The organism is Acinetobacter sp. IK40, from assembly GCF_035615075.1.
Taxonomy (GTDB): domain Bacteria; phylum Pseudomonadota; class Gammaproteobacteria; order Pseudomonadales; family Moraxellaceae; genus Acinetobacter; species Acinetobacter courvalinii.
On sequence record NZ_JANBOE010000002.1, the window covers coordinates 63,869 to 77,795 of the forward strand.

Sequence of the window (13,927 nt, forward strand, 5' to 3'; positions counted from 1 at the left end):
CGTGGTGTGTTCTTTAACGTTTTAAATGATAATCATTATCGAATAGACCTGTCAACGGAAATTTTAACAATTTACAAAATCAGTGATTAATTTTGTTTTTGGTCATGTGAATTCGTGTTTAAACGCCTTAAAATCGGGATAAAAGATGAGAGATTTTAGTCTGTTATGACCAAAGCTACAGTTGATGTTGCAATCGCAATTTTATTACACAAAACCAAAGTATTGGTCGGCTGGCGACAGGCCAGCCAGCATCAGGGCAATAAACATGAGTTTCCTGGCGGAAAAGTTGAAGCCGGTGAGACACCAGAGCAGGCTTGCCGCCGTGAGATTTATGAAGAAGTAGGCATCGGTTTAAAGGACTGGCATGTTTTTGATGTGATCCGTCATGAGTATGACGACATTATCGTAAATCTGCATTTATTCCATGCCTATGTACCCGATGAATTGCTCGATCTGATTCATCAACCATGGGGCTGGTACAAACGTGAGCAACTGGCCGATTTAAATTTTCCAAAGGCCAATGATGCCATTTTACAACGTTTGATCTGGCCTCATCTCATCAAGATCAGTGATCAAATTGATGCCTTGCCGCAACAACAGGCGCTCTTGTATTGGCGTACTGATTCTGTTGATATTGATCAGATCCAGTCGCAGCTTTTAAGCTTGAGCGATGTGCAATTGCAGAAATTGATGATCAATGTCGATCTGTGGCAGCAACTGGATGCTGAATTGCGCGATAAAATCTCAACCATTCATTTAAAGCAATCACAATTGATGAGTTTCAGTAAAGCTGGCTTGGTCGTTGGGAAGCGCTTTATCGCAGCTTGTCATGATGCGGTCTCTTTGCAACATGCCCATCATATTGGTTGTGATGCGGTGTTATTAAGTCCGGTACAGGCCACTGAAACGCATCCTGATGCGAAAGAATTGGGCTGGGAGGGTTTTGAAGAACTCGCCCGAACCAGTGATATTCCTGTTTTTGCCTTAGGGGGTGTTGCGCCTGCTGAATTAAAACAAGCCCAAAAGCATCATGCTTATGGGCTTGCCGGGATTCGTCAGTTTAGTGCAATTGACTAGGATTAAAGTGCCTGAAGGGCTCTACGCGCTTCTTGAGCCTTCACCGAATGATTGCGGGCTTCACTGGCTTTCAGAATAATTAACCACAATTGCTTTTTCATGGCATTGCTTTGCGCATAACTTAAGCCACGGCGGGCCAATGCTTCTGCATTGGCATATTCTTTACGTTGATCGGCAATCATAGCCAAATACAAATAGGTTTCCGTGGCCTGTGGCGCGATACGTTGTGCCTGAAGGGCATAACGTTCAGCTTCTGCCAGTTGTTGCTGTTTATAAGCGACCTGGGTTTTTTGCATCAAGGTTTTAAATGCCGGCAGTTGGCTACCATCATTAAACTTTTGCTGCACCTTTTGTTGCGGCACAACCACAGGAACGCTTTGACGCTTAATCTCTTTTTGATCATAAGGCGTGATTTTCACTCCGGAAGAGGATTGGCTTTCCTTTTTCGGTGGGTGAGTTGGCGTGGTCTTGCTTGGCGCCTTTTCAGGTGCCGTGGTACAACCCGCCAGTATAAGCATTCCAATAATAACTGCTGTTTTCTTGATCATGTTCAATTATCCTTTTGAGGCTTAGTTCTCACCGTTACCGTTATAACTACCGCTGGAAATCACACGTGCCGGGCTGCGATTGGATAAGTCTGTATCCATCTGGTTTTCACTTTCACGAATATAGTTACCAATGCTATCGTCCTGCTGATCACCCTGTGTTTCATCTGTTTGTGGAATATAGGTCGGTTCCACTTCATAATGAGACTGGCCACACAGCGTGGCACGACGTGGCACAGTTTGGCGCATTAAAGGAATATACATTGCGCCATCACAGCCTTGCGCAGATAAATCACCGCTGGCGCTATCAATCCACTGCCATTGCACATTATCGGTTTGACGCAGATTAACAGGCTCTTGACGAAGCTGTTTCATCACATTGGTCCAGACTGGTAATGCACCAGATGAACCGGTTAAGCCAGTGACTTTGTTATCATCCAGACCTAACCACACCACTGCCACATGATTGCCCGAATAACCTGCAAACCATGAATCTCGGGTGTCATTGGTGGTCCCTGATTTACCTGCCAGATTTAAAGATTCAGGCAGACTATTATAGGCAGAGCGACCTGTACCAGAACGCATCACTTGTTGTAAGCCAAAGTTCAGGATATAGGCTGCGGCAGGGTCAATGGTTTGTTGTACATTCAAGCCATAACGCTCAAGCAAATGTCCTTTGGCATCCACCACCGTACGGATCGAGCGAGGCGGATATTTAAAGCCACCGGTGGCAAAGTTGCTATAGATGCTTAATACTTCCATCGGTGACATATTCACTGCGCCCAGATAGATCGAAGGGTAGGCCGGAATATCTGAAGTCACACCAAACTGTCTCAATTTATTGCTGAATGCAGATAAACCAAATTCATTGCCTAAACGGACAGTGGATAAGTTGTATGAGTTGGCCAAAGCTTGTTGCATTGGTACAACACCATGCTCACCACCGCTATAGTTTTTCGGGGTCCAGCTCTTATCACCATCAATTGGAATATTGACGGCACTGTCTTCAATCGGGCTGGCCCATGTGTATCGGCCTGATTCGATTGCATTCAGGTAAATGATCGGTTTAAGTAAAGAACCGACTTGACGTTTGGCATCAAGCGCCCGGTTAAAACCGGTAAAGTCCTGAGTTGAACCTACGGCTGCAACCAGTTCACCATTTTCAGGATGGGCAACCAGTACCGCACCTTGCAGGTTTCTTAAACGGCCCGGATTAGCATTGGCTAAACGGCTGACGGTACTCTTAAATGCGTTCTGTACCTGAGTCTGTGCGATTGGATCAAGGGTTGTGAAAATTCTCAGGCCTTGATTGGTAATATCACTTTCCTGATATTCGGTGCGGAGTTGACGACGGACAATATCCAGGAAATCAGGGAATTTTGCAGGGCCTAAAGTTGGCTTGCTGACCACATTTAATGGACGGGCAATTTCATCTTCATATTCTGCATCAGTCAAATAACCCATCACTTTCATGTTGTTTAAGACAACATCACGACGTTTTTTCGCTGATTCTGGATTACGCCAAGGATTATACAAAGAAGGGCCTTGAACCAGACCAACCAGAAAGGCCTGTTGGGAAATATTCAGTTCACGCAATGGCAGACCGAAGTAAAATTGTGATGCCAAGCCGTAACCATTAATCGAATAGCTACCATTTTGGCCCAGATTCACTTCATTTAAGTAAGCTTCCAGAATCTCGTCTTTGCTGTAATGTAATTCAATCAATAGCGCCATGAGGGCTTCATTGACCTTACGTTTCAGCGTCTTTTCCGGTGAAAGATAGAAATTCTTGACCAACTGCTGGGTTAAGGTTGAACCCCCTTGACGACGTCCACCCGTCACATTACTGACGACAGCACGTGCAGTACCACGGATCGAAAGACCATGATGGTGATAGAAGTTACGATCTTCCGTCGAGATCAAGGCTTCGATCAAGGTTTTAGGTACTTTATTCAGTTTAATGAGAACGCGGTCTTCATTATGTTGCGGATAGATACCACCGATCAATAAAGGTTCTAAGCGAGCAATCCCTGTATTTGAGGGTTTGGTAGAGCGCACTTCACTGACTTCGCCATTGGCAAAGGCCAGTTCCAGCACCTGTTCAGGTTCGGTACTATCACCGTAGTCAAAACCACGGGTATGCACATACATCTGGTTACCCTGAACCACATAGCTACCCGACTTGTCGTAGTTAGCCGTATTCTTATATCCCAGTAATTTTAACTCTTGGGTAAAATTATCCTGAGTAATCGGTGCATTGGCATAAATTTCCAATGGGCGAGCAAACACCTTGGCAGGGATGTCCCAACGCTGACCTTCAAACTTGTCACGAATAATATTATCCAATCGGATCAGATAGATACTAAAGGCAACAAAGACACCTATCACTAACATTGAGAAAATGAGTGCTAGAAAACCAATACCACGTTCAAACTTCATAGATTTGCGTTAAAACCAAAACAATGACGGTAATGATGCGATAGCTTATTGTCATTTTGCAATCATAAAACTGTGAATAAATAGCAACATGCAATAAAAAGTTTAAGCATGTGTTGACATTAAAGGTATAAAAAAGCAACGGATAGACATTTTTATACTTTTTAATCAATCATCAACGCAACATAGGTTGTTAATGATATGATAGTCGATAACCGCGACGGAGCTGAATTATTCGTGCAAATTTCACATAAATCCTTTCGAAATATTGGTCTCATTGGACGACCAGACAAGTATTCTGTAGTAGAAACGTTATGTTTAATTCATGATCATTTGATCAATTTAGGCTTAAACCCCGTTTTTGATCAGGAAACAGCAAAACTTGTCCCCTATAGTCATGGCCAGACCGTGAGCCGTAACTTGCTGGGTGAAGTCGTTGATTTAGTGATTGTGGTGGGTGGTGATGGTTCATTGCTCCATGCTGCACGTGCTTTGGTACGCTATAGTACGCCTGTGCTCGGCATTAACCGGGGGCGTCTGGGCTTTTTAACCGATATTAAGCCTGCCGAAGCCATCTTTAAACTGGATCAGGTATTACAAGGCCAGTTCCAGCTGGACCGCCGTTTCTTACTGGAAATGGAAGTGCGTACCAATGGTGAAACTATTTATGATGCGATTGCATTGAATGATGTGGTGTTGCACTCAGGTAAATCGGTGCATATGATCGATTTTGAGCTGAACATTGATGGGCAATATGTCTATCGTCAGCACAGTGATGGTCTGATTGTTTCAACCCCAACGGGTTCAACGGCGTATGCACTTTCAGGTGGAGGGCCGATTCTGCATCCAAGTATGGATGCGATCGCACTAGTGCCGATGCATCCGCACACCTTGTCATCACGTCCTATCGTGGTGGGTGGACAAAGTGAAATCAAGATTACCATCCGTGAAAATCGTGTTCTGCCGATGGTGAGTGCCGATGGTCAACATAGTGTTGCATTAAATGTAGGTGACACGGTGCATATCCGCAAACATCCGTTTAAACTAAGCTTATTACATCCACCAGGTTATGACTTTTATATGGCATGTCGTACCAAATTAGGGTGGAATCAAGATTTTGAATCTTTTCAACAGGATGACTCATGAATATTGAACAAATGCTCGCTATTTTAAATCCTGAAATTGTTGAGCGTCTTCGTACTGCTGTTGAAATTGGTAAATGGCCAAATGGCGTTGCACTCACCAAAGAACAGCGTGAAACCTGTATGCAGGCTGTGTATGCGTGGGAAATGGAAAATTTGCCAAAAGAACAGCGCAGTGGTTATATCGACCGTGGTACCAAAAAAGACGGTGAAGAGTGTGATGACGACCATCATAAAAATGAACCTGAATTTAAGCCGATTCGTTTTGTTTAATTAATATAAGTAGTATTTAAAGCGATGATTTTAATTAAGTCATCGCTTTTTTTGTTTTCAGGTTTATATTTGATTCAATAGTTGTATGATTTCCATATATTAACTTGATAAATTTTTATGAATTATCATTTAGTTAATTTGGCATCTCACTACACAGTAGTGAGATGAGTAGATTAAACAGAATATCCTGCCTCTCTCATTTGCATAATAATTAAGTCGTCAAATTGCTTATCAGATATTCCTCTAACTGACTTAATACTTTTCCAGTGCCAAATTAAAGATAGAGATTTGCCATCTAAAAGACAAAATTCTTCGAGGAAAATAGAAGCCAAATCATGTTTATCTAATTCTAGATTAGCCGTTAGCATACGATTTAATACAACACTTGGTTTTTCACCTTGCAAGATTAATTTCAATTGATTTATATCTTCAGAATGCGACATATTTTATATCTCCCCATTCTCCAGTGTTTTTAACTTGTGTACTATCTGTCCTGTCTAACTAGTAGCTTTTCTATAAATATGCCTTAGATAAGTTAAGACTTAGTATTTAAGTGACTATATCTACTTAAAACGACTTTCCCAAAGCTCTTTCGCTTTGTTCATTGCTTCATCATAAGTACTGACTACACCCATGGTATACAACGCAATTCCCATGGTTTCAACGACTGCCAATTCACCATATTCATGCGTCTGCTCACCCAGCCAGACTGCTTTAAATACAGCCAGATCTAGTTCTTCTTCAATCGGACTACGGTCTGGTGTCAATTTTGGAAGTTCGTATTCGTACAACTCACCATTTTTAATCCCGCAAATTAAAGTTTTGGCATCAGGATTACGTTCAAACTCACCACCTTCACCTTTAATCACGGCACTGTTTTGATAACCTAGACGGAAAGCAGTCTGCTGATGTGAACTACGATAAGCCGGGTGGAAAATGGCTTGTAAGGTGGCTTTGGCATTAAATGGATTAATCAGGCGTGCCAGTGTGTGAATCGGAGAGCGTAATCCCATCACATTTCGCAGTGAAATCAGGTCGCTTAAAATTGGTGAAATCGCTTCCAGTGGCAGGTAGGCAAAGTTGTGCTGTTGAAGTTGCTCACGGACATCCTGTTGATTCTGGCAAATAGAATAGCCTAAGTACTGCAAAACCTGCTCAGTATAAACACGGTTAATGGTATGACCCGATGCGCCATGCATCACAATTTTATAACCATGATGTGCAAGCGTTAGGGCTGCCAGCAAGAACCATGGGTAATGCTTACGCTTGCCTGCATAAGACGACCAGTCCAGATCGACCTCAAGAGGCTGAAAGTTGAGTTGGTCGCGAGTAGCCTGTACAAAACCCGCCAGTTCATCAACGGATTCTTCTTTAACACGTAGCAACATCAAGAAGGCGCCAAGCTGAACATCCAGTACTTCATCTTGCAAGATCATGCTAAAAGCGTGATAGGCCTCTTCATAACTCAGCGAACGTGAACCGGTTTTACCTTTACCCAAAATACGAACATATTGAGCAAATGGATGTTCTGCGGTTTTATAGATATTTCGTTTTGTGTTCATGGCCGTATTGGGGATTGTCACTGAGAATGAGATCAATATGACATAAAATCGGGTCAGGTAGCATAAAAAAACCAGCAAGCTGTTTAATCAATAAGCAACTGTGGTCTAAACAATGAAGATGCAAACAAAATTATTGACCGAATCAGTCTAGTGATTTGATGTAAACGGGACATGACATCCTATCTAAAAGTTATTAGCATGACTGCGAACGAATTTTTAAGAACAAAGAAAGCGAAAGGAAATAATGATGTTAGCTTACGATGCAGATTTGGAACTCTTCCGTGATAACTTTAAGCGCTTTATGAGCGAGCAGATTGCACCGCATTATGACCAATGGGAACGCGAAGGCATCATGCCACGTTCAGTATGGACGGCATTGGGCGAAAATGGATTCCTGTGTGTCGATGTCCCGGAAGAATACGGCGGTTATGGTGTGCCAACCCATTATTCATTGATGTTGGTCGAAGAGTCGGCGCGTGCGGGCTACTGTGCATTATCAACTGCAATTTCATGCCACTCTGAAATCGCTGCGCCTTATATCCAGCACATTGCAACAGAAGAACAAAAACAGTACTGGTTGCCAAAAATGGTATCGGGTGAAGTGGTTGGTGCCATTGGCATGACTGAACCAGGTGCAGGCTCAGACTTACAGGCAATGCGGACCAGTGCCATTTTGCAAGATGACCACTATGTGCTAAATGGCTCGAAAACCTTTATTTCAAATGGTCAGCATGCAGATCTGGTGGTGCTTGCAGTGAAAACTGATCCTCAAGCACGTGCCAAAGGTGTTTCACTGATGCTGGTGGATACGCATCTGGAAGGCTTTAAAAAGGGCACTAACCTCGACAAAATCGGTTTACATTCACAAGATACTTCAGAGTTGTTCTTTGATAATGTCAAAGTACCGAAAGATCAATTACTGGGTCAGGCAGGGCAAGGGTTTGCTTATTTGATGCAGGAGCTTCCACGTGAACGTACTGCGATTGCGGCCACCGCTTTAGGTGCAATTCGTGGCGCAATTGACTTGGCAACAGCGTATGTCAAAGAGCGTCAGGCCTTTGGTCAGGCAATTTCACAATTCCAGAATACCCGTTTCGTCTTGGCACAAGCGAAAATTGATGAGTTGGCAACTGCTGCTTTCTATAACCAAAACGTTGAGCTATATAACGAAGGTAAACTGGATGTAGAAACTGCTGCGGCATTGAAGAGCTTCAGTACTGACATGCAAATGAAAGTTGCAGATAACTTGCTTCAGTTATTTGGTGGTTATGGTTATATGACTGAATACCCAATTTCACGTTTCTTCGTTGATGCACGTATCCAGCGTATTTATGGCGGAACCAACGAAATTATGAAAGAAATTGTGGCGCGTGGCATTATCGGTAAAGCTTAATCGGCATTTATCTCGTCAAACAGCCTGCTTGAAAGCGGGCTGTTTTGTTTTCACTCTTTGTTCGATTGATGAAGAACTGGATAATTTTGTTGTTTAGGCAATTGCTGTAAGGCTTGATTAATTTTTCTCAGAAACTCATCGGCTTCATCTTGCCGAAAAATATCTTCCGTATATTCACTGCGTTGTTGAAAGCGGCCACAGCCTCTTATTTCCATATTAGATGGATTAAATGACCAATCATTTGGGTTTTTTAAGTAAATACTTAAATCACTTTCACAACTTTTCCATAAATTTAAGAACACATTCGATTGTTCTGATTTAAATCCCATTGCAGGGTAGACGCTAAAACCTTTCATTTCGGGATTTGAAAATTGAAAAAACTTATCAACCGGCATACCTCCCCAAAGGATTGCGGTATTTTCTGGCAAGGTGATGCCTGTTAAGTTCTGTTCTTTCAAGGCATGAGTTTGCTGATGCATCTGTCTAAAGTGTTGTGATTGATAAGTCAGTTTGGTTTGAGACGGGACAGGTAGTCCACGAACTTGATTGCTTAGCGGGGTGATAAAGTAAGGCGATCGGTCGGTGCCATTGCAACCTGCAATCATAGGGCAGCCACCACATGCCGTTAAACCGATACTGATTAGACTCAATAAACCTAAGCTGGAAATCTTATGCATTGTATTTAACTATTGTTATTAGATCTTTTCGCAGTATAACCAATCTATCTTATCAAAAGGTCTGAATTTAAGCGGAGAGAATCGTTCGCTTAAATTCAGTTGTGTTTATTCAAGATTTATGGCGTTGGTTCATCAAATAGATTTGAACAACTTTGCGGCTGACAACCTGCCAACATAATCGCTTTCGGCAAGCTGGCATACATATTGGTGAGATGCTGTTCGGCAGGATGGCGGTAATTCCAGAACAAGAAATGCTTTGAACGTTGCTGATTAAAGTTTTGATAGAAGTTGTTCTGCTTTTGCAAGGATTCAGCATCTGGTGTTGGGCTTCGTCCATGTTCATGCGTACCCACTGTGGTCATCAGCATGATCTCTTGAGCACGATTTGCTTTATTGTTTAACCAGTCCTTTTGTTTGTTGAGCAGTGCATAATTATCAAACCAGAGTGAAGGGCTGGCGGCAATATAACGCTGGAACATGTGTGGTTGGCTAAAGAAAGTGTGTAAAACAAACAGTCCACCAAAGGAGTGCCCAAATAAACTCTGTTGCTGTGAATTGACTTTAATTTTGGTTTGAATTGCAGGCTTTAGCTCTTTTTCTATAAATTGAATAAATTGGTCTGCACCACCATAAGTGTACTTGGCTTGCTTTTGGAACTCAGCCGATGTCTGAGGTGTATAGTCTAAAGCACGCTTTTCTACATCAAAAGTGCTTTGTTTAGGATAACCAATCGCAACAATGGCGACCGGACTCAAACCTAAACGATTGGCACCACCACCCACGGATTTAGCGATATTGGCAGCACTATCAAATGCGGCATTACCATCCAGTACATACAGCACAGGAAAACCTTGCTGTGGAGCTTCACCAGCAGGAACAGAGATCTGGATCAAATAATCATGTTTTGTATATTTGGATGCTATTACAAAGCTTTGCTGAATATTGGTCTGTGCTTTGAGAGGCGCTTTATTTGCACTGGAGGTGTTGGGTTGAGCAAAAGCCAGTGGTGTTGCCATGAGCAGAGAAAAAGTCAAAATCCCAAGATGTTTAAACATCACTTTATTTACACCCATCAAAATTTTGATAAGTAATATATAATGAAAATTATTATCAATAAAGTTTAATCAGAAAAAGAGTTAAAACTCAGCGTGTTTAATGCCTAAAAGTATTGTTATACTCTAGCTCGGATAATCGATTCATAGATAGATTGTAATCCATTCTTATAGATGATTTTGCTGAGGCTGCATTCAATGGTAAACGATGGACAAAACACATCGAATTCACTTAATTTAGAACAAATTCGTAACGATATTGATAGTGTTGATCAACAAATCCAAGAGTTACTCAACCGCCGTGCGACACTGGCAGAAGCGGTAGCTAAAGCGAAATTTGCATCCGAAGAAAATCCACTGTTTTATCGTCCGGAACGTGAAGCGCAAGTGCTGCGTAAAGTCATGGAGCGTAATCAGGGCCCTTTGTCTGATGCAACCATGGCACGTTTATTCCGTGAAATCATGTCAGCATGTTTGGCGCTTGAAGCACCACAAAGCATTGCATTCTTAGGGCCAGAAGGGACATATACCCATTCTGCGGTGTTAAAGCATTTTGGTAAAGATGCGGTTGTACGTCCATTACCGACCATTGATGAAGTGTTTCGTGAAGTTGAAGCGGGCAGCGCGCACTATGGTGTTGTTCCTGTAGAAAACTCATCTGAAGGGATTGTCAACCATACCCTGGATTGCTTTAAAGCATCGACTGTCAATGTGATTGGTGAAGTTGAACTTCGTATTCATCACCAGTTCCTGGTATCGGAAAATACCCGTAAAGACAGTATTAAACAGATTTATGCGCATCAGCAAACCCTGGCGCAATGTCGTAAATGGTTAGATGCACATTATCCGGGCGTTGAGCGTGTTGCACTGAACTCAAATGCAGAAGCGGCACGCCGTATTCGTAACGAATGGCATTCTGCTGCGATTGCCTCTGATATTGCGGCAAGCATGTACAATCTTGAGATTTTACATAGCAATATTGAAGATAATCCTGAAAATACTACACGTTTCCTTGTAATTGGTCGTGAAAAGATTCCTCAAAGCGGTAATGACAAGACCTCGTTATTGATCTCTGCGCATGATCGTGCGGGTGCTTTGCTGGAAATTCTTGCGCCATTTGCCAAACATCAAATCAGCTTGACCAGCATTGAAACACGTCCGGCATTGCCTGAAAAATGGGCCTATGTATTCTTTATCGATTTAGAAGGACATATCGGACAGGAAAATGTTGCAGCGGCATTGGAAGAAATCCGTCCAATGGTGAAAGAGTTACGTGTACTCGGTTCATATCCAATCGCTGTTTTATAATCCCGTTTTATCGAATGGATAGATGACTTCGGTATCTATCCATATCAATGTCGTCTCATTAGGCAAATATGTTTTATGTCTCAACCATTATTTAAAAAAGTTGCATTTATTGGGCTTGGACTGATTGGATCGAGTCTTGCCCGTGTGATTGTGGCAGAACAACTTGCATCTCAAATTGTGGCGTCAACACGCTCAAAAAAAACATTAGAAGATGCCAAAGCGCTCGGCCTGATTCAACACGGTTATGCGGCGCCTGAAGAAGCGGTTCAGGATGCCGATTTAATTGTTTTAGCCTTGCCTGTGCGTGCAACACAAAAAGTGCTTGAGCAGATCAAGCCTTATCTTGCAGACAATGCCATTATTACCGATGTAGGTAGTACCAAAGGCAATGTGGTTGAAGCTGCAAAAGCAGTGTTTGGAGAAAAGCTACCAGTCGGTTTTGTACCGGGACATCCGATTGCAGGTGCAGAACATACTGGTGTGCATGCAGGCAAAGTTGATTTATTCGTCAATCACAAAGTGATTCTAACGCCACTGCCGACCAGCGCGGAGTGGGCGGTTGAAAAACTGGTTCAGCTTTGGTCTGCGGCAAAAGCAGAAGTAATTTGCATGGATGTTGCTAAACACGATGAAGTGTTGGCACATACCAGTCATTTACCGCATTTAATGGCATTCAATCTGGTGGAACAACTGGCAAATCGTGAAGATAATCTCGATATTTTCCGTTATGCAGCCGGTGGTTTTCGGGACTTCTCTCGTATTGCAGCCAGTGATCCACAGATGTGGCATGATATTTTCTTTGCCAATAAAACCGCAATTTTGAATGCGGTTAATGGCTTTGAACAGCAATTATCCGTTTTAAAGAAACTGATTGAACAGGAAGATTCGCAAGCGTTGATGGGGCTATTAGGCCACGCGCAGGCAGCACGCCAACATTTTAATCATATGTTAGCCAAAAAACCTTTGATGGAGAAAAACAAGGTGACACAGCAATTTAGCATTTTACCGGGAAAGAAAACATTTACAGGTAAATTCACCGTACCGGGTGACAAATCTGTGTCACATCGCTCGATTATGTTTGGTGCGATTGCAGAAGGTACCACCCATGTGACCGGCTTTCTGGAAGGTGAAGATGCACTCGCAACTTTGCAGGCATTCCGTGACATGGGGGTGAGCATCGAAGGACCTAAGAATGGTGAAGTCACTATTCATGGTGTGGGCATGCAAGGCTTAAAAGCGCCAGCAAGCGCTTTGTATATGGGTAACTCAGGCACCAGTATGCGTTTGCTGTCTGGCATGCTGTCTGCGCAAAAGTTTGATTCAGTCATGACGGGTGATGCCTCATTGTCTAAACGTCCTATGGAGCGTATTGCCAAACCACTTCGTGAAATGGGTGCACTCATCCAGACGACAGGCGAGAAAGGTACGCCACCTGTGAGTATTACCGGCAGTCAAGCACTTAAAGGAATTCAATACGATTTACCGATGGCATCAGCTCAGGTGAAATCAGGTATTTTATTGGCTGGTTTATGGGCTGAAGGTGAAACGTCGGTGACTGAACCAGAACCGACCCGTGATCATACTGAACGTATGTTACGTGCCTTTGGTTATGATGTAAAAACTGAAGGCAATAAAATCTCGCTTGTCGGTGGTGGCAAATTAGTGGGTACTGATATTCAGGTGCCTTCGGATATTTCGTCAGCTGCTTTCTTTATGGTCGGTGCTGCGATTACCGAAGGTGCCGATGTGGTGCTGGAAGCGGTTGGGATTAACCCGACGCGTACAGGGGTGATCGAAATCCTCAAGCAAATGGGTGCTGACTTGACGGTTGAGAATGAACGTATTGCAGGTGGTGAGCCGATTGCAGATATTCATATCAAAGGTTCAAGAACCCTGAAAGGCATTCACATGCCAGAAGATCAAGTGCCTTTAGCCATTGATGAATTCCCGGCATTGTTTATTGCTGCTGCATGTGCAGAAGGTCAAACCGTGTTGACGGGTGCTGCTGAGCTTCGTGTCAAAGAATCTGATCGTATCCAGGTGATGGCAGATGGCTTGAAAATCATGGGGATCGATTGTACCCCAACCGAAGATGGCATTATCATCGAAGGTAAAGGTAAGTCTGGGGACTGGTCACCGATCTTTACAGGTGGTGAAATTGAATCACATCATGATCATCGTATTGCTATGAGTTTTAGCATGGCGGGTCTACGTACTTCAGGTGAAATCACCATTCATGGAACCGAAACCGTAGCGACAAGTTTTCCAACCTTTACCGAGCTTGCAAATTCGGCAGGATTAGATTTAAGTGTAGTCAATCAGTAATCTGATTTGATTAAAGCAGCATTCAGCTCAAGATGGTTGAATGCTGCTTTTTTTATGTGTTTATCGTTAAAAATAATTTGTTAAATGCCTTCACTCAGCGTTTAAATACTTAAAATGATGACTTTGCTGATGTACAT

12 protein-coding genes are annotated in these 13,927 nt (G+C 42.9%); 6 read left to right on the forward strand and 6 right to left on the reverse strand.

The window, feature by feature from the left end; all coding sequences use genetic code 11:
* The first annotated feature begins 165 nt into the window (after nt 1-165).
* The gene (locus tag MSG93_RS04215) at nt 166-1,077 is read left to right on the forward strand and encodes an NUDIX domain-containing protein (RefSeq protein WP_324620686.1); all 912 of its coding nucleotides are present in this window, start codon (nt 166-168) and stop codon (nt 1,075-1,077) included.
* 2 nt (nt 1,078-1,079) lie between these two features.
* Here the strand turns inward: MSG93_RS04215 and MSG93_RS04220 are convergent, their stop codons facing one another.
* On the reverse strand, nt 1,080-1,625 hold the full coding sequence (locus MSG93_RS04220) for a tetratricopeptide repeat protein (protein WP_279694400.1): 546 nt from the start codon (nt 1,623-1,625) through the stop codon (nt 1,080-1,082).
* Between the two features lie 21 nt (nt 1,626-1,646).
* Complete coding sequence (mrcB, locus tag MSG93_RS04225) at nt 1,647-4,061, reverse strand: penicillin-binding protein 1B (RefSeq protein ID WP_005230907.1); 2,415 nt, start codon at nt 4,059-4,061, stop codon at nt 1,647-1,649.
* Between the two features lie 234 nt (nt 4,062-4,295).
* Here mrcB and MSG93_RS04230 point away from each other — a divergent pair, with 234 nt between their 5' ends.
* Nucleotides 4,296-5,204: an NAD(+) kinase gene (locus MSG93_RS04230; RefSeq protein ID WP_032869750.1), complete on the forward strand. Its 909-nt coding sequence runs from the start codon at nt 4,296-4,298 to the stop codon at nt 5,202-5,204.
* Nucleotides 5,201-5,473 carry a YeaC family protein gene (locus MSG93_RS04235; RefSeq protein ID WP_005230905.1) on the forward strand — a complete coding sequence of 91 codons (273 nt, stop codon included), beginning with the start codon at nt 5,201-5,203 and terminating at the stop codon, nt 5,471-5,473. Before MSG93_RS04230 ends, MSG93_RS04235 begins: the two co-directional genes overlap by 4 nt.
* A gap of 173 nt (nt 5,474-5,646) precedes the next feature.
* On the opposite strand, the gene MSG93_RS04240 is transcribed toward MSG93_RS04235, so the two are convergent.
* Nucleotides 5,647-5,916 (reverse strand): hypothetical protein, encoded by a 270-nt coding sequence (locus tag MSG93_RS04240; protein WP_324620687.1) that lies wholly within the window; start codon nt 5,914-5,916, stop codon nt 5,647-5,649.
* Nucleotides 5,917-6,036: 120 nt separating this feature from the next.
* Nucleotides 6,037-7,035 (reverse strand): glycosyl transferase family protein, encoded by a 999-nt coding sequence (locus MSG93_RS04245; protein ID WP_324620688.1) that lies wholly within the window; start codon nt 7,033-7,035, stop codon nt 6,037-6,039.
* Nucleotides 7,036-7,282: 247 nt separating this feature from the next.
* Between MSG93_RS04245 and MSG93_RS04250 the strand changes: the two genes are divergently transcribed.
* Nucleotides 7,283-8,428, forward strand: a complete 1,146-nt coding sequence (locus MSG93_RS04250) for an acyl-CoA dehydrogenase family protein (protein WP_005286359.1) — start codon at nt 7,283-7,285, stop codon at nt 8,426-8,428.
* Nucleotides 8,429-8,478: 50 nt separating this feature from the next.
* Here the strand turns inward: MSG93_RS04250 and MSG93_RS04255 are convergent, their stop codons facing one another.
* On the reverse strand, nt 8,479-9,105 hold the full coding sequence (locus MSG93_RS04255) for a hypothetical protein (protein ID WP_324620689.1): 627 nt from the start codon (nt 9,103-9,105) through the stop codon (nt 8,479-8,481).
* A gap of 116 nt (nt 9,106-9,221) precedes the next feature.
* Nucleotides 9,222-10,160, reverse strand: a complete 939-nt coding sequence (locus MSG93_RS04260; RefSeq protein ID WP_324620690.1) for an alpha/beta hydrolase — start codon at nt 10,158-10,160, stop codon at nt 9,222-9,224.
* 195 nt (nt 10,161-10,355) lie between these two features.
* Between MSG93_RS04260 and pheA the strand changes: the two genes are divergently transcribed.
* Together pheA and MSG93_RS04270 are read left to right on the forward strand one after the other, a co-directional pair.
* Nucleotides 10,356-11,465 carry a prephenate dehydratase gene (pheA, locus tag MSG93_RS04265; protein ID WP_004772565.1) on the forward strand — a complete coding sequence of 370 codons (1,110 nt, stop codon included), beginning with the start codon at nt 10,356-10,358 and terminating at the stop codon, nt 11,463-11,465.
* A 75-nt stretch (nt 11,466-11,540) separates the two neighbouring features.
* Nucleotides 11,541-13,790 (forward strand): bifunctional prephenate dehydrogenase/3-phosphoshikimate 1-carboxyvinyltransferase, encoded by a 2,250-nt coding sequence (locus MSG93_RS04270; protein ID WP_324620691.1) that lies wholly within the window; start codon nt 11,541-11,543, stop codon nt 13,788-13,790.
* The last annotated feature ends 137 nt before the right edge of the window (nt 13,791-13,927 follow it).

Coding starts and splice junctions, on each gene's coding strand:
- MSG93_RS04215 (WP_324620686.1), top strand. CDS start 166: ATGACCAAAGCTACAGTTGATGTTGCAATCGCAATTTTATTACACAAA.
- MSG93_RS04220 (WP_279694400.1), bottom strand. CDS start 1,625: ATGATCAAGAAAACAGCAGTTATTATTGGAATGCTTATACTGGCGGGT.
- mrcB (WP_005230907.1), bottom strand. CDS start 4,061: ATGAAGTTTGAACGTGGTATTGGTTTTCTAGCACTCATTTTCTCAATG.
- MSG93_RS04235 (WP_005230905.1), top strand. CDS start 5,201: ATGAATATTGAACAAATGCTCGCTATTTTAAATCCTGAAATTGTTGAG.
- MSG93_RS04240 (WP_324620687.1), bottom strand. CDS start 5,916: ATGTCGCATTCTGAAGATATAAATCAATTGAAATTAATCTTGCAAGGT.
- MSG93_RS04245 (WP_324620688.1), bottom strand. CDS start 7,035: ATGAACACAAAACGAAATATCTATAAAACCGCAGAACATCCATTTGCT.
- MSG93_RS04250 (WP_005286359.1), top strand. CDS start 7,283: ATGTTAGCTTACGATGCAGATTTGGAACTCTTCCGTGATAACTTTAAG.
- MSG93_RS04255 (WP_324620689.1), bottom strand. CDS start 9,105: ATGCATAAGATTTCCAGCTTAGGTTTATTGAGTCTAATCAGTATCGGT.
- MSG93_RS04260 (WP_324620690.1), bottom strand. CDS start 10,160: ATGTTTAAACATCTTGGGATTTTGACTTTTTCTCTGCTCATGGCAACA.
- pheA (WP_004772565.1), top strand. CDS start 10,356: ATGGTAAACGATGGACAAAACACATCGAATTCACTTAATTTAGAACAA.
- MSG93_RS04270 (WP_324620691.1), top strand. CDS start 11,541: ATGTCTCAACCATTATTTAAAAAAGTTGCATTTATTGGGCTTGGACTG.